Annotated in this window: 17 protein-coding genes and 3 rRNA genes; 17 read left to right on the top strand and 3 right to left on the bottom strand. The window is 66.6% G+C overall.

What is annotated here, in order from left to right; translation table 11 throughout:
* The first annotated feature begins 5 nt into the window (after positions 1-5).
* The 6 genes from ND450_RS26750 (at position 6) to ND450_RS26725 (ending at position 10,870) form a co-directional block, all read left to right on the top strand.
* Complete coding sequence (locus ND450_RS26750) at positions 6-3,533, top strand: FkbM family methyltransferase (RefSeq protein ID WP_253321362.1); 3,528 nt, start codon at positions 6-8, stop codon at positions 3,531-3,533.
* 474 nt (positions 3,534-4,007) lie between these two features.
* Positions 4,008-5,522: ribosomal RNA gene (locus tag ND450_RS26745) — 16S ribosomal RNA — on the top strand.
* A gap of 340 nt (positions 5,523-5,862) precedes the next feature.
* Positions 5,863-8,948: ribosomal RNA gene (locus ND450_RS26740) — 23S ribosomal RNA — on the top strand.
* Between the two features lie 78 nt (positions 8,949-9,026).
* Positions 9,027-9,143, top strand: a 5S ribosomal RNA gene (gene rrf, locus ND450_RS26735).
* Together the 16S, 23S and 5S rRNA genes form the textbook arrangement of a ribosomal RNA operon.
* Positions 9,144-9,245: 102 nt before the next feature.
* Positions 9,246-10,073: a GNAT family N-acetyltransferase gene (locus ND450_RS26730; RefSeq protein ID WP_253321361.1), complete on the top strand. Its 828-nt coding sequence runs from the start codon at positions 9,246-9,248 to the stop codon at positions 10,071-10,073.
* Positions 10,061-10,870: a GNAT family N-acetyltransferase gene (locus ND450_RS26725; RefSeq protein ID WP_253321360.1), complete on the top strand. Its 810-nt coding sequence runs from the start codon at positions 10,061-10,063 to the stop codon at positions 10,868-10,870. The genes ND450_RS26730 and ND450_RS26725 overlap by 13 nt, the downstream gene beginning before the upstream one ends.
* On the opposite strand, the gene ND450_RS26720 is transcribed toward ND450_RS26725, so the two are convergent.
* Positions 10,867-11,316 carry an Lrp/AsnC family transcriptional regulator gene (locus ND450_RS26720; RefSeq protein ID WP_253321359.1) on the bottom strand — a complete coding sequence of 150 codons (450 nt, stop codon included), beginning with the start codon at positions 11,314-11,316 and terminating at the stop codon, positions 10,867-10,869. The two genes, ND450_RS26725 and ND450_RS26720, sit on opposite strands and share 4 nt — an antisense overlap.
* Positions 11,317-11,396: 80 nt before the next feature.
* On the opposite strand from ND450_RS26720, the gene ND450_RS26715 reads away from it, so the two are divergent.
* The 6 genes from ND450_RS26715 (at position 11,397) to ND450_RS26690 (ending at position 17,874) form a co-directional block, all read left to right on the top strand.
* On the top strand, positions 11,397-11,828 hold the full coding sequence (locus ND450_RS26715; protein WP_253321358.1) for a rhodanese-like domain-containing protein: 432 nt from the start codon (positions 11,397-11,399) through the stop codon (positions 11,826-11,828).
* Positions 11,829-11,853: 25 nt separating this feature from the next.
* Positions 11,854-12,609: a type 1 glutamine amidotransferase gene (locus ND450_RS26710; RefSeq protein ID WP_089921780.1), complete on the top strand. Its 756-nt coding sequence runs from the start codon at positions 11,854-11,856 to the stop codon at positions 12,607-12,609.
* Positions 12,610-12,695: 86 nt separating this feature from the next.
* Positions 12,696-13,829 (top strand): inorganic phosphate transporter, encoded by a 1,134-nt coding sequence (locus ND450_RS26705; RefSeq protein WP_253321357.1) that lies wholly within the window; start codon positions 12,696-12,698, stop codon positions 13,827-13,829.
* Entirely contained in the window at positions 13,826-14,011 is a 186-nt protein-coding gene (locus ND450_RS26700) for a hypothetical protein (RefSeq protein WP_089921782.1), read from the top strand. Before ND450_RS26705 ends, ND450_RS26700 begins: the two co-directional genes overlap by 4 nt.
* A 30-nt stretch (positions 14,012-14,041) precedes the next feature.
* Complete coding sequence (locus ND450_RS26695) at positions 14,042-16,945, top strand: bifunctional [glutamine synthetase] adenylyltransferase/[glutamine synthetase]-adenylyl-L-tyrosine phosphorylase (RefSeq protein WP_253321356.1); 2,904 nt, start codon at positions 14,042-14,044, stop codon at positions 16,943-16,945.
* Positions 16,942-17,874 carry an NADP-dependent oxidoreductase gene (locus ND450_RS26690; protein WP_253321355.1) on the top strand — a complete coding sequence of 311 codons (933 nt, stop codon included), beginning with the start codon at positions 16,942-16,944 and terminating at the stop codon, positions 17,872-17,874. Before ND450_RS26695 ends, ND450_RS26690 begins: the two co-directional genes overlap by 4 nt.
* A gap of 64 nt (positions 17,875-17,938) precedes the next feature.
* Here ND450_RS26690 and ND450_RS26685 read toward each other — a convergent pair whose 3' ends face one another.
* Positions 17,939-18,172: a hypothetical protein gene (locus ND450_RS26685; protein ID WP_089921785.1), complete on the bottom strand. Its 234-nt coding sequence runs from the start codon at positions 18,170-18,172 to the stop codon at positions 17,939-17,941.
* 136 nt (positions 18,173-18,308) lie between these two features.
* On the opposite strand from ND450_RS26685, the gene ND450_RS26680 reads away from it, so the two are divergent.
* From ND450_RS26680 to ND450_RS26665, 4 genes are all read left to right on the top strand, one after another.
* Positions 18,309-18,848 (top strand): hypothetical protein, encoded by a 540-nt coding sequence (locus tag ND450_RS26680; protein ID WP_089921786.1) that lies wholly within the window; start codon positions 18,309-18,311, stop codon positions 18,846-18,848.
* 31 nt (positions 18,849-18,879) lie between these two features.
* Positions 18,880-19,041, top strand: coding sequence for a hypothetical protein (locus ND450_RS26675; RefSeq protein ID WP_253321354.1), 162 nt, complete (start codon positions 18,880-18,882; stop codon positions 19,039-19,041).
* 18 nt (positions 19,042-19,059) lie between these two features.
* Positions 19,060-19,557: an NADAR family protein gene (locus ND450_RS26670; protein WP_253321353.1), complete on the top strand. Its 498-nt coding sequence runs from the start codon at positions 19,060-19,062 to the stop codon at positions 19,555-19,557.
* Between the two features lie 81 nt (positions 19,558-19,638).
* Complete coding sequence (locus ND450_RS26665; protein WP_253321352.1) at positions 19,639-19,890, top strand: hypothetical protein; 252 nt, start codon at positions 19,639-19,641, stop codon at positions 19,888-19,890.
* Between the two features lie 57 nt (positions 19,891-19,947).
* Here the strand turns inward: ND450_RS26665 and glnA are convergent, their stop codons facing one another.
* Positions 19,948-21,372, bottom strand: a complete 1,425-nt coding sequence (gene glnA, locus ND450_RS26660; protein ID WP_089921802.1) for a type I glutamate--ammonia ligase — start codon at positions 21,370-21,372, stop codon at positions 19,948-19,950.
* Between the two features lie 169 nt (positions 21,373-21,541).
* Here glnA and ND450_RS26655 point away from each other — a divergent pair, with 169 nt between their 5' ends.
* Positions 21,542-22,015 carry an RDD family protein gene (locus ND450_RS26655; protein WP_253321351.1) on the top strand — a complete coding sequence of 158 codons (474 nt, stop codon included), beginning with the start codon at positions 21,542-21,544 and terminating at the stop codon, positions 22,013-22,015.
* Positions 22,016-22,062: the final 47 nt, after the last annotated feature.

The raw sequence follows: 22,062 nt of genomic DNA, 5'->3' as shown, positions 1-22,062 counted from the left end.
TGTCCGTGACTGAGGTACCCGAGTTCCAGCCGACGATCTGCGCGTGCACGGTCGCCACGGCGGCCGAGCTGCCCGCGGTCAAGGTCCTGTCCAGCTCGTTCCTCGCGGAGCACCCCGAGGGCCGGTTCGTCGCACTGGTCGTCGACGCGCAGCCCGAGCACTCGGGACCGGGACTGATGACGCCGCTGGACATCGGTGTCGACGAGCACGACCTGCACGTGCTCGCGACCTCGCTCGACGCCTCCGAGCTCAAGGCCGCCATGGTGCCGAAGCTGCTGGAGGCGTTGCTGCCGCAGGGCATGCCCGTGCTGTACCTCGACCCGTGGGTGCAGGTGTTCGGGTCGCTGACGAAGCTCGTGCTGGAGGCGTTGCAGAACGCGCCGGTCGTGCTGCTGCCCCGCACGTTGCGGCCGCTGGCGGCGGACGGGCTGCAGCCGGGGCCGTCCGACCTGCACGACCAGGGCGCGTTCGACCCCGGGTTCATCGCCGTGGGCAAGGGCTCCGAGCCCTACCTGACCTCTCTGGACATGCCGGCGATCGTGCCGCACCACGTCGTGCGTGACGCACGGGTCGGATTGTCCGTGTGGAACGTCGCCGACCGGCCGTTGCACCGCACCGAGTCCGGCTCTCTCGCCGTGGTGGGTCAAGACCTGCTGACGGTGCACTTCCGCGGATTCGACCCACGTCGCCCGTGGCTGCTCTCCGCCGATTTCGCCGAACGTCCCCGTGTGCTGCTCTCGGAGCACACGGAGGTCGCCGAGCTCTGCCAGGCCTACCGCGCCGAACTGGTGCGTCACGGCTGGTCCGTCGCACCCGTGCCGTACCGGTTCGACGCGTTGATCGACGGGACGTCCATCCCGTCCGAGCTGCGCGCCGACTACCGCGCCTCCGTGCTCACGCCGCCGCCGGCGTTCGGCGAGGACGGTGGGGGCGGGTTCCTCATCTGGGCGTGCGAGCCGACCGAGCACGGTGGCACGCGGTGGGCCGACGCGGTGTGGCGCGCCGATCCTTCTCTGCAACAGCAGTTCCCGGCGCCTTTCGGTGCGGACGCTGACGCGTGGCGCGAGTGGTGCGCCGGGGTCGGCGTCGCCTCGGGACGGCTGCCCGCCCCCGCCGTGCCGCAGCCCCGGTCGGAAGGCCCGGCGCTGCTCGACCAGCTCGGCGTGTCCGTCGTGGGCTCGGGGCCGGTGGCGGAGCTGATGCTCGCCGCCGCCCGCGCGTCCGGACTGCCCGTGTCGACCGACGGCGGTTATCCCGTCGTGGTGCGCGCATCTTCCGACGAGGTGCCTCCGGGCCGTTTCGTCGTCGAGGTCGCGTTGGACGCCACCGCTGCGGACGACCGCACGGGCGTGAACGAACTTTGGCTTTCTTCGGACGTGTCGCGTGCCGCCGCCGAACGCATCGGCGGGCCCATCGTGCGTGTGGTCCCAGTACCCGTGCACGACACCGGTGCGCGTGAGCACGAGACCGGCGAAGTGGTGGTGTTCGCGGCGATAGCGGACCACGAGCTCGACAGGCCCGGCAACGTGCTGGGCGCGGTCTCGGCGTTCCTGACCGCGTTCCCCGACCGGACGGACGTGGAGCTGCGGATCGCCGTCTCGGGGGCGTTCGACCACCCGGAGGCGGCCGAGCGGCTGCGCCTCGCGACCGCGTCCGACCAGCGCATTTCGCTGATCGAGGACCTCGACGTGGCCGAGGTCGCCGATGCCGTGGTGTCGTTGCACCGCGGCGGGGCGGACGACCGGATCGCGTTGCGCCTGGCCGAACTGGCCGTGCGGGGCGTCCCCGTCGTCGCGTCGGACCACGGCGCCGTTGCCGAGCTGTTCGGCAAGACGGCGGTTCTCGTGCCGTGCCACCAGGGCGCCGAGCCGGACGTGCAGGCCGCCGCGAAGCTGCTGCGTTCGCTGGCCGACGACCTGCCCACGGCCGTGGCGCTCGGTGCTGCCGGACGAGAGCACGTCTTGTCCGTGCGCTCGGTTTCGCGCGTGGCCGAGGTCCTGCGCGAACGCGTCGAGCACGCGTACCGGGGATGGCGGGCCCGCCGGCCGAAGCCCAAGGCCGAGGTCGACCCGATGCTCGCCCTGCAGTCGGCCAAGCACGCTTTACTGAGGCAACCGACCGTCGACGGCCCGAGCCGCACGCCGATGGCACCCGCGCTGCGCAAGGTCGTGCTGCGCGCGCTGGACCACTACGACAACCACATGCGCCAGGTGCTGCACACCCTGATCGACGGGGTCGAGCGCACGGTGTCCGAGCTGGTGAACAGGCAGGACGCGCTCAAGGCCGGCGTCGGTGCCGGCGAGCTCGAACTGCTCCGCGCCGAGATCGAGCAGGTCGCGGCACGGCAGTCGCACTTCTCCGACCAGCTGGTCGGCGTGGACGACGGGGTCGTGCGCGTGCGCGCGGACATGGCCGGTCAGGGCCGCCGGCAGCGCGACGTCGAGGACGCGGTCGTCGCCGAGGCCGCCAAGCGCGCCAAGTCCGACGAGGTGCTCGCCGAGCGGATCGACAAGCTGACCGTGGCGCTCGACCGGACGCTGGACCGGATCGACGGCCTGGAGTCCAAGGTCGTCGAGGTCTTCCGCGAACGCGACTCGCGCCTGGACGTCGCGATCCGTGCGGCCAACCACGCTCAGCAGACCGCGGACGCGTTGCGTCGCGTGGTGGTCCGTCAGCACGAGGCCTCGGGCGACGCGCCTGAAGTGCGTTCGTCGCTGGTGTTGTGCGACGCGGGCATGATGCGGCTGCCCTCCGACGACGCGTTCATGCTCCCGCTGTTGTCGTCCAACGGCGTGTGGGAGCCCGACCTCGCCGAACTGCTCGACTCGGTGCTGGAACCGGACGGGATCTTCCTCGACGTCGGCGCGTACGTCGGCTACCACTCGATTCGCGTGTTGTCGCGCCTCGGGCTGATGGGCGCCGTTGTCGCCGTGGAGCCGGACGCGTCCGCGGCCGCACTGCTGCGGCACAACGTGTCGGCGAACCTCCCCGCCGCGGTCGCCTCCCGGCTGACCGTGGTCGAGGGTGCCGCGTGGGAGAGCGCGGGCGAGCTCGCCGCTTCGCCGACGTTGACCGGTGGTGTGTCGGTGTCGCCGCTGGCCGAGGACGCCGGCGAGGACGTGGCCCGCGTTCCGGCCGTGCGCCTGGACAAGGCGCTTGAGGACATCGCACTGGTGCAGGGCATGAAGCTTTCCGTCGTGCGCGTCGACACGCCTGGACGTGGGCATCGCGCTCTCGCGGGACTCGTCCGGTTGTTGCGCCGCGACAGGCCGCACGTGTTCCTCGAGTTCTCGGCGACCGCGACCACGGACTTCGGTGACGATCCGGTGACGGTGCTCAAGGAGTTCGGCGTCTGGGGCTACGACCTGGTGCCGGTGGCGACGCGTCAGCCCGCCGCGCCGGACCAGATCGTGCGGGCGATGGAGGGACTCCGTTCCATCACCCTGTGGCTGCGACCGCGTCCGGTCGGGGCCAAGCCGGCTGCTCCGGCGCCGTCCGTGCCGATCAAACAGCCCGCTGACCAGGCGATTTGACTTTGATCGTCCCCGTGAGTAACTTTCTCCAGGTCGCAAGCGAGACCCCCGGAACGAGCGGTTGACACCGCGAATCGGGCCGGGTAGAGTTTCACGGCGTCAAACCCCCAGAAGTAAATGAACGGCCTAACGTGCTGTCCGGGATCTGAAAATGACCCCGATTTGACACCGGGAAAGCCACTCAGATAACTTCTGAACCAAGCAAAAACTGAATGCGAAGCGAGTTTGCGCCGAGCTGAAGAAGCCGAAACGGCCGATTTGACAAAGCGAAAATGAACGAGCTAAGCTTTCAGCACAAGCCCCGAGAGAAAGCCTCCGGAAACGGAGATTGGATCCGGTGAGCGCGTGTTCTTTGAGAACTCAACAGCGTGCCGAAACACAGCCAGTAATATGAATACCCCTCGTCGGGGTATTCCTTTGAGATGCAAGACCAGATTGCCAGACATATTCCGTCTGGAGCGATCACAACGATCCTTATTGGAGAGTTTGATCCTGGCTCAGGACGAACGCTGGCGGCGTGCTTAACACATGCAAGTCGAGCGGTAAGGCCCTTCGGGGTACACGAGCGGCGAACGGGTGAGTAACACGTGGGTAACCTGCCCTGTACTCTGGGATAAGCCTTGGAAACGAGGTCTAATACCGGATACGACCACTGAATGCATGTTCGGTGGTGGAAAGTTCCGGCGGTATGGGATGGACCCGCGGCCTATCAGCTTGTTGGTGGGGTAATGGCCTACCAAGGCGACGACGGGTAGCCGGCCTGAGAGGGTGACCGGCCACACTGGGACTGAGACACGGCCCAGACTCCTACGGGAGGCAGCAGTGGGGAATATTGCACAATGGGCGAAAGCCTGATGCAGCGACGCCGCGTGAGGGATGACGGCCTTCGGGTTGTAAACCTCTTTCAGCAGGGACGAAGCGCAAGTGACGGTACCTGCAGAAGAAGCACCGGCTAACTACGTGCCAGCAGCCGCGGTAATACGTAGGGTGCGAGCGTTGTCCGGAATTATTGGGCGTAAAGAGCTCGTAGGCGGTTTGTCGCGTCGGCCGTGAAAACTTGGGGCTTAACTCCAAGCTTGCGGTCGATACGGGCAGACTTGAGTTCGGCAGGGAGACTGGAATTCCTGGTGTAGCGGTGAAATGCGCAGATATCAGGAGGAACACCGGTGGCGAAGGCGGGTCTCTGGGCCGATACTGACGCTGAGGAGCGAAAGCGTGGGGAGCGAACAGGATTAGATACCCTGGTAGTCCACGCCGTAAACGGTGGGTGCTAGGTGTGGGGGGCTTCCACGCCCTCTGTGCCGCAGCTAACGCATTAAGCACCCCGCCTGGGGAGTACGGCCGCAAGGCTAAAACTCAAAGGAATTGACGGGGGCCCGCACAAGCGGCGGAGCATGTGGATTAATTCGATGCAACGCGAAGAACCTTACCTGGGCTTGACATGCACTGGAAACCAGTAGAGATATTGGCCCCTTGTGGCCGGTGTACAGGTGGTGCATGGCTGTCGTCAGCTCGTGTCGTGAGATGTTGGGTTAAGTCCCGCAACGAGCGCAACCCTCGTTCCATGTTGCCAGCACGTAATGGTGGGGACTCATGGGAGACTGCCGGGGTCAACTCGGAGGAAGGTGGGGATGACGTCAAGTCATCATGCCCCTTATGTCCAGGGCTTCACACATGCTACAATGGCCGGTACAAAGGGCTGCTAAGCCGTGAGGTGGAGCGAATCCCATAAAGCCGGTCTCAGTTCGGATCGGGGTCTGCAACTCGACCCCGTGAAGTCGGAGTCGCTAGTAATCGCAGATCAGCAACGCTGCGGTGAATACGTTCCCGGGCCTTGTACACACCGCCCGTCACGTCACGAAAGTCGGTAACACCCGAAGCCCGTGGCTCAACCCGCAAGGGGGAGAGCGGTCGAAGGTGGGACTGGCGATTGGGACGAAGTCGTAACAAGGTAGCCGTACCGGAAGGTGCGGCTGGATCACCTCCTTTCTAAGGAGCATCTACTACCGATCTTGGGCAAATGTTCCGAGCGGTAGTCAGAACCACGCCGGCCTCGATGCCGGGTGGGCTCATTAGTGGATGCTGGCTGGCTAGACGTTCGGTTGTCACGACAGTGAGTACTGCTCTTCGGAGCGTGGAAAGGTGTCGCGAGGGCTGGATGAACAGATCGGTACGCTGTTGGGTCCTGAGAGAACACGCAAGTGTCTTTCAGCAGATCGGATCATCTCAGCGCTCGAACCACCGACCTCCGGGTCAGCAGGCGAGCTGCACAGAAGAGATGATGACCGTTCGTTCTTTGAGAACTGCACAGTGGATGCGAGCATCTTTGTAGCAAGTTAGTAAGGGCATACGGTGGATGTCTTGGCACCAGGAGCCGATGAAGGACGTAGGAGACTGCGAAAAGTCTAGGGGAGCTGTCAACCGAGCTGAGATCCTAGAATTTCCGAATGGGGAAACCCGGCCCCAGTCATGTGGGGTCACCCATACCTGAACACATAGGGTATGTGGAGGGAACGCGGGGAAGTGAAACATCTCAGTACCCGCAGGAAGAGAAAACAACCGTGATTCCGTGAGTAGTGGCGAGCGAAAGCGGATGAGGCTAAACCGCGTCTGTGTGATACCCGGCAGGGGTTGCATTCGCGGGGTCGTGGGACCTCTTGGCTAGTTCTGCCGAGCTAGCAAACAGTCAGAAAACGCGTGGTTAGAGGAACGTGTCTGGAAAGCACGGGCGTAGAGAGTGAAACCCTCGTACTCGAAAACCTAGCGTCTGTTTAGAGTGTTCCCAAGTAGCAGCGTACTCGTGAAATTCGCTGTGAATCTGGCGGGACCACCCGCTAAGCCTAAATACTCCCTGGTGACCGATAGCGGACTAGTACCGTGAGGGAAAGATGAAAAGTACCCCGGGAGGGGAGTGAAATAGTACCTGAAACCGTGTGCCTACAATCCGTCGGAGCCTTTAGGGGTGACGGCGTGCCTTTTGAAGAATGAGCCTGCGAGTTAGTGCTACGTGGCGAGGTTAACCCGTGTGGGGTAGCCGTAGCGAAAGCGAGTCTGAATAGGGCGCTTGAGTCGCGTGGTCTAGACCCGAAGCGGTGTGATCTAGCCATGGCCAGGGTGAAGCGCGGGTAAGACCGCGTGGAGGCCCGAACCCACCAGGGTTGAAAACCTGGGGGATGAGCTGTGGTTAGGGGTGAAAGGCCAATCAAACACCGTGATAGCTGGTTCTCCCCGAAATGCATTTAGGTGCAGCGTCGTGTGTTTCACCTCGGGGGTAGAGCACTGGATGGTCTAGGGGGCCCACAAGCTTACCGAAATCAACCAAACTCCGAATACCGAGGTGTGAGAGCGCGGCAGTGAGACTGCGGGGGATAAGCTTCGTAGTCGAGAGGGAAACAGCCCAGAACGCCAGCTAAGGTCCCTAAGTGTGTGCTAAGTGGGAAAGGATGTGGGGTCGCACAGACAGCCAGGAGGTTGGCTTAGAAGCAGCCACCCTTTAAAGAGTGCGTAATAGCTCACTGGTCAAGTGGTCCTGCGCCGACAATGTAGCGGGGCTTAAGCACACCACCGAAGCTGTGTCATTTCGAGCTTGACTCGGGATGGGTAGGGGAGCGTCGTGTAGCGGTTGAAGCGGCGGAGTAATCCAGCCGTGGACGCTATGCGAGTGAGAATGCAGGCATGAGTAGCGAAAGACGAGTGAGAAACTCGTCCGCCGGATGACCAAGGGTTCCTGGGCCAGGCTAATCCGCCCAGGGTAAGTCGGGACCTAAGGCGAGGCCGACAGGCGTAGTCGATGGACAACGGGTTGATATTCCCGTACCCGTGTGAACGCGCCCATGATGAACCTTGTGATACTAACCGCCCAAAGCACCTGCGACGATCCTTCGGGATCTAGCGGACTGTGGAGCGCGGGACCTGAACTTGTAGTAGTCAAGCGATGGGGTGACGCAGGAGGGTAGCTCCGCCAGTGAGTGGTAGTACTGGTGCAAGCGTGTAGGGAGTCTGGTAGGCAAATCCGCCAGGCATATATCCTGAGACGTGATGCGTAGCCGATTGAGGCGAAGTAGAGTGATCCCATGCTGCCGAGAAAAGCCTCTAGCGAGCTTTCACGCGGCCCGTACCCCAAACCGACACAGGTGGTCAGGTAGAGAATACCGAGGCGATCGGGCGAACTGTGGTTAAGGAACTCGGCAAAATGCCCCCGTAACTTCGGGAGAAGGGGGGCCGTAGCGCTTGAAGCCTCTTGCAGGCTAGGGCGAGACGGCCGCAGAGACCAGCGAGAAGCGACTGTTTACTAAAAACACAGGTCCATGCGAAGTCGCAAGACGATGTATATGGACTGACGCCTGCCCGGTGCTGGAACGTTAAGGGGACCGGTTAGTCACTTCGGTGGCGAAGCTGAGAACTTAAGCGCCAGTAAACGGCGGTGGTAACTATAACCATCCTAAGGTAGCGAAATTCCTTGTCGGGTAAGTTCCGACCTGCACGAATGGCGTAACGACTTCTCGACTGTCTCAACCGCAGGCCCGGCGAAATTGCATTACGAGTAAAGATGCTCGTTACGCGCGGCAGGACGGAAAGACCCCGGGACCTTTACTATAGCTTGGTATTGGTGTTCGATTCGGCTTGTGTAGGATAGGTGGGAGACTGTGAAGCGGCCACGCCAGTGGTTGTGGAGTCATCGTTGAAATACCACTCTGGTCGTATTGGATGTCTAACCTCGGTCCGTGATCCGGATCAGGGACAGTGCCTGGTGGGTAGTTTAACTGGGGCGGTTGCCTCCCAAAGAGTAACGGAGGCGCTCAAAGGTTCCCTCAGCCTGGTTGGCAATCAGGTGTTGAGTGCAAGTGCACAAGGGAGCTTGACTGTGAGACTGACGGGTCGAGCAGGGACGAAAGTCGGAACTAGTGATCCGGCCATGGCTTGTGGAAGCGTGGTCGCTCAACGGATAAAAGGTACCCCGGGGATAACAGGCTGATCTTCCCCAAGAGTCCATATCGACGGGATGGTTTGGCACCTCGATGTCGGCTCGTCGCATCCTGGGGCTGGAGTAGGTCCCAAGGGTTGGGCTGTTCGCCCATTAAAGCGGTACGCGAGCTGGGTTTAGAACGTCGTGAGACAGTTCGGTCCCTATCCGCCGCGCGCGTAGGATACTTGAGGAAGGCTGTCCCTAGTACGAGAGGACCGGGACGGACGGACCGCTGGTGTGCCAGTTGTTCTGCCAAGAGCATTGCTGGTTGGCTACGTTCGGAAGGGATAACCGCTGAAGGCATCTAAGCGGGAAGCTCGTTCCAAGATGAGGTATCCCACCCTTTGTGGGTTAAGGCCCCCAGCTAGACCACTGGGTTGATAGGCCAGAGGTGGAAGACCGGTAACGGTTGGAGCTGACTGGTACTAATAGGCCGAGGACTTGTTGCAAAGACGCTACGCATCCACTGTGCGGTTCTGGAAGAACCGAGCGGCATACCGATCGCCGCAGGTACAACTCCACAGAGTTTCGGTGATCATAGCGTTGGGGAAACACCCGGTCCCATTCCGAACCCGGTAGTTAAGCCCTTCTGCGCCGATGGTACTGCACTGGTTACGGTGTGGGAGAGTAGGTCGTCGCCGAACATTCTTTCCAGAAGACCCCTGAGGGTCGAGCACTCCGGTGCTCCCCTCAGGGGTCTTTTGCGTACCCGGATCTCGCTTGCGCGGCCTGATTCGATGGATCCCATGGACGCGGTCGTGCACGTCACACTCGAATCGTTCGACGCCGCCACCCACGAACGGCTGACAGCCGATCCGGTGCGGAACACGGTGGCCCTGACGTCCCTGGACCGGATCCGACGCTCGCCGGCCACCGAGGAAGCGCCGATCCTGATCACCTTCCACGACCGCGGCGAAGTCGTCGGCTCTCTCGTCCGCACCCCGCCCTGGCCCTTCCAGACAGCCGACCTCCCCCTCAACGCGGTCGATCTGGCGGTCTCCGTGGCCGGCAGGGTCGATCCGGACGCTCCCGGCGTGACCGGTCCGCGGGAGAGATCTGAGGCCTTCGCCACAGCGACCGGCAAGGACTACACGGAGTCCCTGGCCACCCGGCAGTACCGGCTGACGACCCTGACCCCACCGGCCGTGGAAGGCGCCAGCCGCATGGCGACGGAAGACGACGTGGAACTCCTCGCCGCCTGGCGCGAAGCGTTCGTCGCGGAGGCCGTGCCGGAGGCACCACCCGCCCCGGCCGCGGACGCGATGCGCACGTCGTTGCGACTGGGGCAGGGCCACGCGCTCTGGGTGATCGACGGCACACCGGTCGCCTGGGCGGCGGCCAGCCTCCCGCAGGCCGGCATGACGAGAGTCGGTCCGGTCTACACCCCGCCGGAGCACCGCCGCCGCGGCTACGGGGCCGCAGTCAGCGCGTCCGCCACGCAGTGGGCACTCGACCAGGGCGCCACGGACGTCCTGCTCTTCGCGGACCTGAGCAACCCGACCTCGAACTCGATCTACCGGCAGATCGGCTACGAACCACTCGACGACTGGGCGGAGTTCTGGTGGAAGCACTGAGCCACAACGACATCAGCGATTTCCTCGCCGCGGCGGGCGACTTCCTCGACGCGGACCCGGTGAACCACAGCGTGCACCTCACCGGCGTCGACGCGGTGCTGCGGGGACGCAGACCGGCGGTCACGCTGATCTCCCTGCACGACAACGGGAACGTCGTCGGCGCGGTGACCAGGATGGAGGGCCGCCCGTTGCACGTCGCCGCCATGCCGGTCACCGCGGCACCTCTCGTGGCCGAGGTCCTGAGAGATCAGGACATCAACGAGGTCACCGGCACACGGGACAGGGTCGAGGCGTTCCGCCGGCTCTGGCGGGACGGCGGCACGGAGACGTACGCCCTGCGCCTGTACCGGCTGGAGGAACTGGTCGTGCCGGACGTCCCGGGGGAGTCGAGGCTCACCACCCCGGCCGACGACGACCTGATCACCGAGTGGTGGATCCGGTTCGTGGAGGAGCTCGACGGCCTGCCGCGCGAAGAAGCCGAGAAGCGGGCGATGGACAGCCGCTGGATGGACGCGGGACACGTCCTGTGGCTCGTGTACGGCGTCCCGGTGTCCTGGGCGGGCAGCACCGCCCCGGTCGGCGGCGTCTCCAGGGTCGGTCCTGTCTACACCCCGCCCGAGCACCGCCGGCACGGCTACGCGGCCGCGGCCACCGCGGCGGTCAGCCAGTGGGCGTACGGCGAAGGCGTCGACCACGTCGTGCTGACCGCGGACCTGGCCGACCCCACGGCGAACTCGGTGTACCAGGGCATCGGGTTCCGCCCGGTCTCCGACTGGTCTGAGTACCGCTGGTTCTAGCGGAACAGCTCAGGTGACAGCGGGCGGTTGCGCACGTGCGACGAGAACACCAGCGACGTCGTCGTGTCGCCGTACCGCTGCATCACCTCGACGAGCTCCTCCAGTTCGACCATCGACCGGCAGACGACCCGCAGCAACCAGCAGTCGTCACCGGTCACGTGGTCGGCGTCGAGGACCTGAGGCAGCACCAGGACCTGCGTGCGGAACCGAGGTGTGTCGAGCGACCGCACCCGCACCCGCACGATCGACTCGATCGGCAGCCCCAGCCGCCCCGGCGACACCACGGCGGTGAAGCCCGTGATCACCCCGAGCGCCTCCAGTCGGCGGACCCGTTCGGTCACCGCCGGCGCGGACAGCGACACCTCGCGTCCCAGGGCGGTGAACGACATGCGCCCGTCCTCCTGCAACAGCGACAGGATCTTCCAGTCCACAGCGTCCAGTTCCACCTGGAAATCATAGGGAGAACCGCCCTGACGCCTGGACTTCCGCATGTCCTCAGAGGACCGGCGCCAGCAGGATCGAGGGCATGACGAACGCACTGCGCTTCCCCGCCGCCACCCCGGAGGCCGCCGCCGCCCACTTCGCCGCCGACCTCGCGTTCGAGGCCGACCCCGACGACGTGCACCGCGACCTCCAGAACGGCGGCACCACCGGCTACGTCCTGGTGGAGACGCGGGCACCGGAAGCGTTTGCGCAGGCGCGCATCCCCGGCGCGATCAACCTGCCCTACCGCGACCTGCCCGCCACCCTCGACCTCGACCCGAGCCTGGTCTACATCTGCTATTGCGAGAGCTTCCAGTGCAACGCGGCCACCAAGGGCGCCCTCGCGCTCGCCCAGCGGGGTTACCGGGTGAAGCGGCTGTCCGGCGGGATCACCGCCTGGCGGGAGGCGGGTTACCCGATCGAGTCGGACGGGCTCGTCACGGAGGGTGTATCGAAGGTCGCGTGTCATTGCTGACCAGAGCCCACCTAGGCTCGGGTGCGTGAACGCACCACGCCTGCTCGTTCTGCAGCCCTCGGAGTCGGACCCGCTGGCCAAGCTCGGCGACTGGCTCGAAGCCGAGGGCGTCGAGCTCGACCTCGTGCAGCTGAAGACCGAGCCCGCGCCGCAGAACCTCGACGGCTACCAGGGCGTCATCTGCCTCGGCGGCGAGATGGGGGCGCTCGACGACCTCGACCACCCGTGGCTCGCCGACGCTCGCCGGCTGTTGTCGAGCGCCGTGTCGAAGAAGCTGCCGACGCTCGCGATCTGCCTCGGCGCGCAGCTGCTCGCGGCCGCCACGGGCGGTCAGGTGCGCAAGGGTCCACAAGGGCCGGAGGTCGGCGTGCTTCTGGTCGCGAAGCGGGACGCGGCGGGCACCGACCCGTTGTTCGCCGACCTGCCGTTCACCCCGGACGTCCTGCAGTTCCACAACGACGAGGTGCACCTGCTGCCGCCCGGCGCCGAACAGCTCGCGGCGTCCCCGAAATATCCGAATCAGGCGTTCCGTGTCGGTGCGAGTGCTTACGGCCTGCAGTTCCACATCGAGACGACGCCGGAAATCGTCTTGAACTGGGCGGCCAAGGACCCTGATTCGGCGGCGTGCGCGCGGGCGCACCACTTCGACCAGGAGTTCCTCGAGCAGGCGCACCGCGACTTCGAGGAGGTGTGGCAGCCGTTCGTCGCCAGATTCGCGAAACTCGTTCGGGGAGAACTGTTGCCCGCAGGCGGTCTCGGCACACAACTTCCGTTGGTGTGACGTTACTTTCGTAGGTTTTAAGACGTCCTCCGTTGGCGGTACCGTAACCTCCTGGACAGCTTGTTCGATCCAGCCGGAGGATCAGTGTGGATCCCGCACTTGTAGTGATCATCGTTGTTGTCACTGCTCTCATCTTCGATTTCACCAACGGGTTCCACGACACGGCCAACGCCATGGCCACCTCCATCGCCACGGGCGCTCTGAAGCCCCGCACGGCGGTCGCGTTGTCGGCGGTTCTCAACCTCGTGGGGGCGTTCCTGTCCGTCGAGGTGGCCAAGACCATCTCCGGCGGCATCGTCGACGACGCCCAGATCACGCCCGCGATCATCTTCGGCGGGCTGGTCGGCGCGATCATGTGGAACCTCGTCACGTGGTACGTCGGCCTGCCCTCCAGCTCGTCGCACGCGCTGTTCGGCGGCCTGATCGGCGCCGCCTGGGTCGCGTCCGGTGTGGACGCCATCCACTTCGCCAAGGTCGTCGACAAGGTCCTGGTGCCCGCCATCGTGGCGCCGCTCGTCGCCGGCCTGGTCGCGGCCATCGCCACGATCGTCGTCTACCGCCTCAAGAAGGCCGCCGACCCGCGCGTCGCGCACACCGGCTTCAAGGTCGGCCAGGTCGCGTCCGCCTCGCTCGTCTCCCTCGCGCACGGCACGAACGACGCGCAGAAGACGATGGGCATCATCACGCTCGCGCTGATCACGTCCGGCTCCCTCGCCCCCGGCTCCGGCCCGCCCACCTGGGTGATCATCAGCGCCGGTCTCGCGATCGCGGCGGGCACGTACCTCGGCGGCTGGCGCATCACGCACACGCTGGGCCGAGGCCTGACGACCATCGAGCCCGCCCAGGGCTTCGCGGCGCAGACCTCGACCGCCACCGCGATCCTCGCGTCGTCGCACCTCGGCTTCGCCCTGTCGACCACGCACGTGGCGTCCGGCGGCATCATGGGCTCCGGCCTCGGCCGCGACCGCCGCGGCGTCAAGTGGGGCACCATGGGCAAGATGGCCGCGGGCTGGCTGCTCACCCTCCCCGCCGCCGGCATCGTCGGCGCGCTCGCGGGCAAATGGGCGTCCACCGGCACCGGCGGCATCATCGGAGTCGCCGCCATCGGCATCGTCGTGTCGCTCGTCATCTGGATCATGGCGCGGCGCGAGCCGGTCAAGCCCGAGCACATCGTCGACGAGGTCGCCGCCCAGGCCGAGCTGCACAAGGTGGCGGCATGAAGGTCGACTGGACGGCGCTGCTCCAGGTCTTCGGCGCCACGCTGCTGGTCACGGTTCTGGTCGTGACGTTGTTCGTCGTCGGCATCCGCGCACTGTCGGGTGACAAGAAGGTCCCCGCGTACGCGAGCTTCGCCGGGTGCGTGGCCGTGGTGCTCTACGGGCTCTCGCTGATCGTCTTCTAGAGGTGTGCGGGCATTAGGGTTGGCTCCACGATGAGCGAACCAGTCCGCCACGCGTCTCCCGCGAGATTCGGCCTCACCGAGCCGCGCAGCGAGGAAGTGCTGCGCGGTCTCGGCCTGTGGGCCGACCGCCGGCCCACCGAGGGTTCCGAGCCGGTGCTCTCCGCGCTGTCCCGCTGCCCCGATCCCGACCTCGCGCTGCGGGGCCTCGAACGCCTGCACGCCGTCGCCGACTGGGACGCCCTGTCGGCCGCGCTGCACGAGGACGTCGCCGTGCGCGGGCGGCTGCTCGCCGTGCTCGGCTCGTCCACCGCGCTGTCGGACTTCCTCGTCGTGAACCCCGAACGGTGGCGTTCCCTCACCGACGAGGTCGACGTGTCGCTCGAGCTGGGCGACGGCGACGTGCTGCGCACCGAGTACCGGGCGAAGTTGCTGCTCGTGGCCGCCAACGACCTGGCGCACGTCGTCGAGCCCGATCTGCCGTTCGTCCCGTACGACACGGTGGCCGCGCAGCTGTCCGATTTGGCCGTGTCCGCTCTTCGGGCTTCGTTGAAGCTCGCCGAGGCACGCGTGAACGGGGCCTCGGACCGGTGTCAGCTCGCGGTGATCGCCATGGGCAAGTGCGGCGCCAACGAGCTGAACTACGTGAGCGACGTCGACGTCGTGTTCGTCGCCGAGGGTGATCTGGGCGTGGCGACCCGGCTGGCCAGCACGATGATGCAGATCGCGGGCCAGTCGTGCTTCGAGGTCGACGCGGCGCTGCGGCCGGAGGGCAAGGCGGGCGCGCTGGTCAGGACGCTCGACGGGCACGCGTCGTACTACAAGAAGTGGGCGCGGACCTGGGAGTTCCAGGCGCTGCTCAAGGCACGGCCGGTCGCGGGGGACGCCGAGCTGGGGCAGGCGTACCTCGACGTCGTGCGGCCGTACGTGTGGACGGCGGCGGAACGCGAGAACTTCGTCGAGGACGTGCAGGCGATGCGGCGCCGGGTCGAGGACCACGTGCCGACCCCGCTCGCAGACCGCGAGCTGAAGCTCGGCCGCGGCGGTCTGCGTGACGTCGAGTTCGCGGTGCAGCTGCTGCAGCTCGTGCACGGGCGTTCCGACGAGAGCCTGCGCATCCAGGCGACGACGGCCGCGCTGGCCGCGCTGGGCCAGGGCGGGTACGTCGGGCGGGACGACGCCGCGGACTTCGGGCGTTCGTACCGGTTCCTGCGCACTCTGGAGCACCGGCTGCAGTTGCAGCGTCTGCTGCGCACGCACCTCTTCCCGGCCGACGACGACGTGACGGCGCTGCGGTGGCTCGCGCGGTCGGTGGGCCTGGCAGCGGACGGGCGCAGGTCCGAGGGGCAGGTGCTGCTCGCGGAGTTCCGCAGGCACGCCAACCAGGTCCGGCGGCTGCACGAGAAGCTCTTCTACCGGCCGCTGCTGCAGTCCGTGGCGGGCGTGCCGACCGAGGCGTTGCGGCTCACCACCAAGGAGGCCGTGGCCCGGCTGGCGGCCCTGGGCTACACCTCGCCGGACGGCGCGTTGCGGCACATCCAGGCGTTGACGCACGGGATGTCCCGTCGTGCCCGCATCCAGGGTGCGTTGCTGCCGGTGCTGCTCGACCTGTTCGCGGGCACGCCCGACGCGGACGGCGGGCTGCTCGCGTACCGGAAGGTGTCCGAGGCGCTCGCGGAAACCCCCTGGTACCTGAGGCTCCTGCGGGACGAGGGCGCGGTCGTCGAACGGCTCGCGGTGCTGCTGGGCACCTCGCGGCTCGTGCCAGACCTGCTCGTGCGCGCGCCGGAGGTGCTGCGGCTGCTGGCGGACACCGACGCGCTCGTCGGCGGTGACCCGCACGCGATCGGGAAACCCTTGCGCAGCGCCGTTTCCCGGTACGGCGACGCGGCGCGGGCCATCGCGGCCGCGCGGTCGTTGCGGCGCCACGAGATGCTGCGGATCGCCGCCGCGGACCTGCTGGGGTTCATGCCCCTGGAGACGGTGTGCGTCTCGCTGTCCGAGGTGTGGGGTTCGGTGCTGCAGAGCGCGTTGGACGCGGCCGTGCGCTCGTCCGGTGATCCCGTCGCCGCGCTGTCCGTGATCGGCATGGGACGGCTCGGCGGCCACGAGCTCGGCTACGGCTCCGACGCGGACGTGCTGTTCGTCTGCAAGCCGCTGGAGGGCGTGTCCGACGCCGACGCGGTGAAGTGGGCGAGCGGGGCCGTGGAGAAGATCCGGCGGCTGCTCGGCGCGCCGTCGCAGGACCCGCCCCTGCAGGTCGACGCGGACCTGCGGCCCGAGGGCAGGCAGGGACCGCTGGTCCGGACGCTCGACTCCTACCGCGCGTACTACCGGCAGTGGGCGGAGATCTGGGAGAAGCAGGCGTTGCTGCGCGCCCGGTTCCTCGCGGGTGACGTCGAACTGGGGACCGAGTTCGAGGCGTTGATCGCGCCGCTGCGGTACCCGGCCGACGGCCTCGACGCGGCGTCCGTGCGGGAGATCCGGCGGATCAAGGCGCGGGTCGACGCGGAACGGCTGCCGCGCGGCGCCGACCCGAGCACGCACACCAAGCTCGGCCGCGGCGGGCTCGCGGACGTCGAGTGGACCGTGCAGTTGTTGCAGCTGCAGCACTCCGGGGCCGTGCCGGGGCTGCGCACACCGTCCACAATGGCCGCGATGGAGGCCGCCGTCGACGCCGGTCTGCTCGCCGCCGGGGACGCCGCCGAACTGGCCGCCGCGTGGAACCTGGCGACGCAGGCCCGCAACGCCGTGACGCTGGTGCGGGGCAAGGCCTCCGACCAACTGCCGACGTCCGGGCGCGATCTCGTCGCGGTGGCGTCGGTGATGGGGTACCCACCCGGCGGCGATCCGGGGGAGTTCCTGGAGGAATACCGCAGAACCACCCGCCGTGCACGTGCGGTGGCGGAGCGTGTCTTCTACGGTGAGAAACCGTGAAAGCCATCGCGCTGACCGAGTTCGGCGACGCCGAGGTCATGTCGTTGCAGGAGCTGCCCGACCCGTTGCTCGGGCCCGACCAGGTCCTGGTGGAGGTGCGTGCCGCCGGGGTGAACCCGGTGGACTACAAGATCAGAGCCGGGTACCTGCAGGGGCTGATGCCGCACCACACGCCGTTGATCCCGGGCTGGGACGTGGCGGGCGTCGTGCGCGCCGTCGGCATCGGCGTGCAGGACTGGAAACCTGGCGACGAGGTGCTCGCATACGCGCGCAAGGACCACGTCCAGTTCGGCACCTACGCCGAGCTGGTCTCGCTGCCGGACCGGATGGTCGCGCGCAAACCGTCCACCGTGGACTTCGTGACCGCGGCCGCGCTGCCGCTGGCGGGGCTGACGGCACTGCAGTCGCTGAAGGCCGTCGGTGCCGGTTCCGGTGACGTCGTCCTCGTGCACGCGGCCGCCGGCGGTGTCGGGCACCTCCAGGTGCAGATCGCGCGGGAACTGGGCGCGTCGCGGGTGATCGGGACGGCGTCGCCGCGCAACCACGAGTTCGTGCGGTCGCTGGGCGCCGAACCGGTCTCCTACGGCGACGCGCTGGTGGACGCGGTCGCGGAGCTCGTCGGCGGCGACGGCCGGGTCGACGTGGTGGTCGACAACGCGGGAGGACTCGCGTTCGACCAGTCGTTGCAGCTGGTGCGCGACCGGGCGCGGATGACGTCCATTGTGGACGGCCCGAGGGCACTGGAGAACGGCGTGGTCAACACCTGGGCGCGGCCGAACGCCGAGCAGACGCAGTGGCTCGTGGACCTCGTCGCGGACGGCAGGCTGCGTGTCGAGGTGCAGCAGACCTTTCCCTTGGAGGAAGCCGTCAAGGCGCACAAGCTGCTCGAAGGTGGCCACGTGCGCGGAAAAGTCGTGCTGACCGTCTGAAATCTTCAGCTATTTCTTCAGGTTCGGGGGCGTTCCGCGCGGAACGCCCCCGAACCTGTCCTGCTCAGTCCTCGTCGGAATCGGGGTCCACCGCCGGAGCGCTGGTGTAGACCTCGACGACCCATTCCTCGACCAGCGACTCGGTGTCGTCGGTGTCCGGGACGAGCCTGTTGTAGACGCGGACACCGAGATCGAGCACGTCAGCGGCCTGAACCGCCTCGAGGGCCTCGGCCGCCGAGTCGACGACGTGGGTGGTGAGCAGCTGCGGAGCCGTGAATTCGGCGACATCTTGAGACACGCGCGGACACTAGCGCATTGACGTTTCACCCAATCGAGATGAGACTAGGGCGCGCTCAGCGGGGAGCTGTAGTCGTCTCGGGGGTCTAGCAGAGGAAGTCATGCAGCATCGCAGGGTCACGCGCCGAGGAAAGACCGTGATCGCCATCGCGGGCGTGGCTGCCGGAGTGCTCGCACTACTCGGTGTGATCGAGTATGCACTGAGTGGCAACAACTCCGCCGCTCAGCCCAACGCCACCGCCACGACGACCACGTCGAACGTCGTAGACACTCCTGACGCCGCACTGGAAACAACAGAGCCGTCCGCGGACGTGAAGGTCCAGACGGGCTCGTTCAAGCAACAGCGCGGCATGCTGACCATAGAGGTCAACCGAGTGGAAGCCGCGAACGGCCGCGTGAAGCTCTTCGTGACGGCCACCAACGCCTCCCAGGCCAGGATGACCCTCCCCGTCGTCGGAATCGCGGTCCTGGACGACTCGAACCGCACCTACGCGGCGTCGAGCAGCAAGTGGGACGGCCTCGTCACCCAGGGCACCACCACCTCGGGCACCGTCGTCCTCGACGAGAAGATCGCCAACGGTGTGAACTCGCTCACCCTGACGTTCTCGTCGATCTCCGGCCAGTTCGCGCCCACCGGCGCCGCCATCACGGTCACCGGAATCCCGCTCCCGAAGTGATTTCCCGGCCGTTCCGGGTACCTCCAGTTGCATGACGCAACGCGGAAGTGACACGCACGGCTTCATGAAGGACGACCACCTGAAGAAGGAGGTCGAGAACGAGCTCCGCGCCAACGGCCCGACACGCGCCGAGGCGTGGCGCGAACCGGAGATGCCGGAGCCGGACGAAAAGCCCGAGGAATCGCGCGAGTAGTTCGCTTAACCTGCCCGTGTGAAATACCTGTTCTTCTGGGGCCACCAGCCCGAACGAGACGGCAGCGTCGGCAAGGGCTGCCTGTCGCAGTGGTGGCCGTGCACGTTTGTCGTGGACGGCCAGGAGTTCGCCTCCGCCGAGCACTACATGATGTGGCGCAAGGCGTTGCTGTTCGACGACACCGCTGTGGCGGCGCGCGTGCTGACCGCCCGCACCCCGGCCGAGGCCAAGTCTCTCGGCCGCCAGGTGTCGGGTTTCGCCGGCGAGGTCTGGGACGCGCAGCGCCTGCAGATCGTGGTCGAGGGCAACCTGGCGAAGTTCGGCCAGGACCCGGCGCTGCGCTCGTACCTGCTGGGCACCGGATCCCGCGTCCTGGTCGAGGCGAGTCCGCAGGACCGCGTGTGGGGCATCGGGCTGGTGGCGTCCGATCCGCGCGCCTCGGACCCGTCGCAGTGGCTGGGGCTGAACCTGCTCGGCGAGGCCCTGATGGAGGCCAGGTCGCGCCTCGCCGCGTGAGTCCTCTGTGGATCATCGTGAACCCCGCGGCCGTCCCGCACGTGTGTCACTGCGTCAGGGACATCTCGCAGGGGAGAACTGATGTTCAGCTACTCGGGACCGGCCAGGCTCATCTACGCGGACGGCACCGCGTTCGCGATGGAGCGCGTCGACATGATCGAGACCGTGAACGACGGCGGTGAGTGGCAGCTCTCCGGGGCCGGCACCGCCGCCGAGGAGCTCACCGGCGGCGAGGCCCGGATCAAGCTGCCGACCGGCGGGGAGGCCGACGTCCTCGTCTCCAACGTCCGGGTCAGCGGATCGTCGTCGACCGTGACGCTGCTCGGGGTCTAGAACAGGCCGAGGGCCCGGCGGGAATCCCGCCGGGCCCTCAACGCACTGCTCAACCGATCACACGTCGTAGTAGAGCGCGAACTCGTAGGGGTTCGGGCGCAGACGCAGCGGGTCGATCTCCTGCTCGCGCTTGTACGAGATCCAGGTGTCGATGACGTCCGGCGTGAACACGCCGCCCTCGAGCAGGAACTCGTGGTCCGCCTCGAGGTTGTCGAGCACGGCGTCGAGGGTCGCGGGGACCTGCTTGACGTCGCGGGCCTCCTCGGGCGGCAGCTCGTAGAGGTCCTTGTCGATCGGGGCCGGCGGCTCGATCTTGTTCTTCACGCCGTCGAGGCCCGCCATGACCATCGCCGAGAAGGCGAGGTACGGGTTGCCCGAGGAGTCGGGGCAGCGGAACTCGATGCGCTTGGCCTTCGGGTTGTTGCCCGTGATCGGGATGCGGACGCACGCCGAGCGGTTGCGCTGGGAGTAGACCAGCGAGACCGGGGCCTCGTAGCCCGGGACCAGGCGGTGGTAGCTGTTCACCGTCGGGTTGGTGAAGGCCAGCAGCGACGGGGCGTGGTGCAGGATGCCGCCGATGTAGTGGCGGGCGGTGTCGGACAGGCCCGCGTAGCCGCTCTCGTCGTGGAACAGCGGCGCGCCGTCCTTCCACAGCGACTGGTGCGTGTGCATGCCCGAGCCGTTGTCGCCGAACAGCGGCTTCGGCATGAAGGTGACGGTCTTGCCGGCCTGCCACGCGGTGTTCTTGATGATGTACTTGAACAGCATCAGGTCGTCCGCGGCGTGCAGCAGCGTGTTGAACTTGTAGTTGATCTCGGCCTGGCCGCCGGTGCCGACCTCGTGGTGGGCGCGCTCGACGGTGAAGCCCTGGGCCTCCATGTTGAGGACCATCTGGTCGCGCAGGTCGGCGTAGTGGTCGTTCGGGGTGACGGGGAAGTAGCCGCCCTTGTACTTGACCTTGTAGCCGAGGTTGCCGCCCTCTTCCTCACGGCCGGTGTTCCACCAGCCGGAGACCGCGTCGACCTTGTGGAACGAGCCGTTCGCGGTGGTGTCGAACTGCACCGAGTCGAAGATGTAGAACTCGGCCTCGGCGCCGAAGTACGCGGTGTCGGCGATGCCCGAGTCGGTGATGTACTGCTCGGCCTTTCGCGCGATGTTGCGCGGGTCGCGGCTGTACGCCTCACGCGTGAACGGGTCGTGCACGAAGAAGTTGACGATCAGCGTCTTCTCGATCCGGAACGGGTCGAGGCGCGCGGTGTAGAGGTCGGGCAGCAGGAGCATGTCCGACTCGTGGATGGACTGGAAGCCGCGCACGGAGGAGCCGTCGAAGGCGAGACCCTCTTCGATGGCGTCGGCGTCGAACGCCTTCGCCGGCAGCGTGAAGTGCTGCATGACGCCGGGCAGGTCGCTGAACCGCACGTCGACGAACTTGACGCCCTCGTCGGTGATGAACTTCAGCACCTCGTCGGAATTCTTGAACACCCTCGTCGACTCCTTGACTATGGACAACGGCTTGTCATCAGGAGCGACCGTATGTCGGCGGTGTTGCCCGTCCGTCACTCCGATGTTTCGCCAGTGTTAACGGGGACGCTGAACAGGGCAAGGCGACCTGGCCGTGCTCACCCGTTGAGCACGGCCTTACTCTGGTGGGGTGAGCAGGTGGACCGGTACGTGGCTGTCTGGACCCAATTCGGTGCTGTCACCGGGTGACGACTCGAACGACGGCACGCAGCAGCGCTGGCGCGGCGAGCGCCACGGCTTCCCCGAGAAGGGGCCGGGCTCGATCGCCTCGATCGGGCGGCGCACGTTCGCGATCCTCGTCGACTTCCTCCTGGCGGCCGGCGTAGCGGGCCTCTTCACCATGCCCGACCTGCCGAAGAACTGGAGCCTGCTGGCCTGGTTCGCGATCACCACGGTCGCGGTCGCGTTCTTCGGGTTCACGCCTGGTCACGCGCTGTTCGGGCTGCGGGTGGCGCGGATCGACGGCAAGGCGTTCGTGCACCTGCCGCGCGCCCTGCTGCGGACCGTCCTCATCTTCCCGCTGATCCCGGCGCTGGTCTGGGACTCGGACGGGCGCTGCCTGCACGACAAGGCGGCCGGCACCGTCGTCATCAAGGTCCGGTAGCCGCGCGCCGGATCCTGCCGGCGTGGTCTTTCGCGTATCTACGAGGT

This window comes from Lentzea sp. HUAS12 (genome assembly GCF_024125735.1).
In the GTDB taxonomy this organism is placed as follows: domain Bacteria; phylum Actinomycetota; class Actinomycetes; order Mycobacteriales; family Pseudonocardiaceae; genus Lentzea; species Lentzea albida.
This window is presented reverse-complemented; position numbering and strand designations above follow the sequence as displayed.

Excerpts from the sequence above, each read along its gene's own strand:
- ND450_RS26700 (WP_089921782.1), top strand. The coding sequence starts at position 13,826 with ATGAAGGTCGACTGGACGGCGCTGCTCCAGGTCTTCGGCGCCACGCTG.
- ND450_RS26665 (WP_253321352.1), top strand. The coding sequence starts at position 19,639 with ATGTTCAGCTACTCGGGACCGGCCAGGCTCATCTACGCGGACGGCACC.
- ND450_RS26730 (WP_253321361.1), top strand. The coding sequence starts at position 9,246 with ATGGACGCGGTCGTGCACGTCACACTCGAATCGTTCGACGCCGCCACC.
- ND450_RS26695 (WP_253321356.1), top strand. The coding sequence starts at position 14,042 with ATGAGCGAACCAGTCCGCCACGCGTCTCCCGCGAGATTCGGCCTCACC.
- ND450_RS26675 (WP_253321354.1), top strand. The coding sequence starts at position 18,880 with ATGACGCAACGCGGAAGTGACACGCACGGCTTCATGAAGGACGACCAC.
- ND450_RS26715 (WP_253321358.1), top strand. The coding sequence starts at position 11,397 with ATGACGAACGCACTGCGCTTCCCCGCCGCCACCCCGGAGGCCGCCGCC.